Source organism: Collinsella sp. AM38-1BH (assembly GCF_003467545.1).
Classification (GTDB): Bacteria; Actinomycetota; Coriobacteriia; order Coriobacteriales; family Coriobacteriaceae; genus Collinsella.
This window is the reverse complement of the sequence record NZ_QSHC01000033.1, coordinates 1-1,506: the sequence shown is the minus strand read 5'-3', so window position 1 is coordinate 1,506 and position 1,506 is coordinate 1. Positions and strand designations below refer to the sequence as shown.

Genomic DNA, 1,506 nt, shown 5'->3' with positions numbered 1-1,506 from the left:
GGTGGCGCGCGCAGACGTGGTGTAAGAGCGTCCTGAGGTCCGTCGCTGCAAGTCCCGATATTACTCCTTCTTGAGACCGCGCCTCTCGACTATCTCGTCCACTATCTCCCTGGCGCGCCGCCCGAGCGCGCGGCGCCTCCCCTCTGTCGGGGCCGGCCTGTCCGCGGGCTCGGCGAAGCCCTCGGCGGCCGAGGCCTCGGAGAACACGCGCTGCTGGGACCACTGCCCCTCGGTCTCCATGAGGCTCGCGCACGTCAGGCGCAGCATCGACTCCCTCGAGGGGAAGGACTGCACGACCCTGTAGCGGCGCTTGATCTCGCGGTTGGCGCGCTCCTGGACGTTGTTGGTGCGGAGCTTGGCCCAGTGCGCCCTGGGGAAGGCCGTGAACGCCAGCGCGGAGTCCTCGGCCTGCTCGAAGACCTCGCCGGCCCTGGCGGACACCGACGCCACCCAGGGCACCGCCTCGGCCCACACGCAGCGCGCGAGGTCGGGGTCGTCCTGGTAGACCGCGGCGTGCACGAGGTCCCTGACGGCCGCCTTGGAGTCCTCGGGCCTGCCCGAGCAGGCGCTCTGGAGGTTGCGCTGCAGGTGCGTCACGCAGCGCTGCCAGGCGCAGCCCTGGAACAGGCGCGAGACGGCGGCCACGAGCCCGGCGTGGCTGTCGGAGACCACGAGGCGAACGCCGGCCAGCCCGCGCTCGCGCAGCCCGCCGAGGAATGCCGCCCAGGAGTCCTCGCTCTCGGTGTCGACCACGTCGCAGCCCAGGAAGTGCTTGCGCCCGTCGGCGCCCAGCCCGATCGCGGTCACGACGCCCTGCGAGACGACCGACGAGCCGACCCTGCAGCTCATGTAGGTGGCGTCGAGCCACAGGTAGCAGCACGGCGTGCCCGACAGGTCGCGGCGGCGGAACTCCGCCACCTCGGCGTCGAGGTCGGAGCAGAGGCTCGAGACCTCCGAGCTCGACAGCGAGGATATGCCCAGCTTGGACGCCACGCGCTCGACCTTGCGGGTGGATACGCCGCATACGTACATCTCCTGCACGATGGCGGCCACCGAGGTGTCGACGCGCGACCATCGCGCGAGCATGCCCTCGGGGTAGTAGGTGCCGTGCCTGAGCTTGGGTATCTCGAGCTCCACGTCGCCCACGGCGGTCTTGAGCGACCTGGGGCGGTAGCCGTTGCGACTGTTCTCCCTGCCGTCACTGCGCTCATTGCGGCTCGCGCCGCACATCTGCTGGGCCTCGGAGTCCATCAGCGCGTTCATCACGCTGCCCAGCACCCTGCACGCGAACTCGCGCGCGTCGCCGCACTCCTGCCAAAGCCTCGCCGCCTCGAGGGCCTCGTCGCGGCCGAGGCGCAGTACACTCTCTTCTTGGGGCATCGCCTTTCCTTCCATTCGTCACCTTCATTACTCCAACGACGAATTCTAGGCGGTGTCCCCTCCCTTTCAAGAAAGGGCGGAGGCGGGGCATGCCCCGCCTCTTACACCACATCTCTGTGCGCTACC

1 protein-coding gene is annotated in these 1,506 nt (G+C 69.6%); it reads right to left on the bottom strand.

Translation table 11 applies throughout. The annotated features are described in order from the left end of the window. Window positions 1-60: 60 nt before the first annotated feature. Window positions 61-1,380, bottom strand: a complete 1,320-nt coding sequence (locus DW870_RS09205; RefSeq protein WP_233547419.1) for an IS256 family transposase — start codon at window positions 1,378-1,380, stop codon at window positions 61-63. Between the last annotated feature and the right edge of the window lie 126 nt (window positions 1,381-1,506).

Coding starts and splice junctions, on each gene's coding strand:
- DW870_RS09205 (WP_233547419.1), bottom strand. CDS start 1,380: ATGCCCCAAGAAGAGAGTGTACTGCGCCTCGGCCGCGACGAGGCCCTC.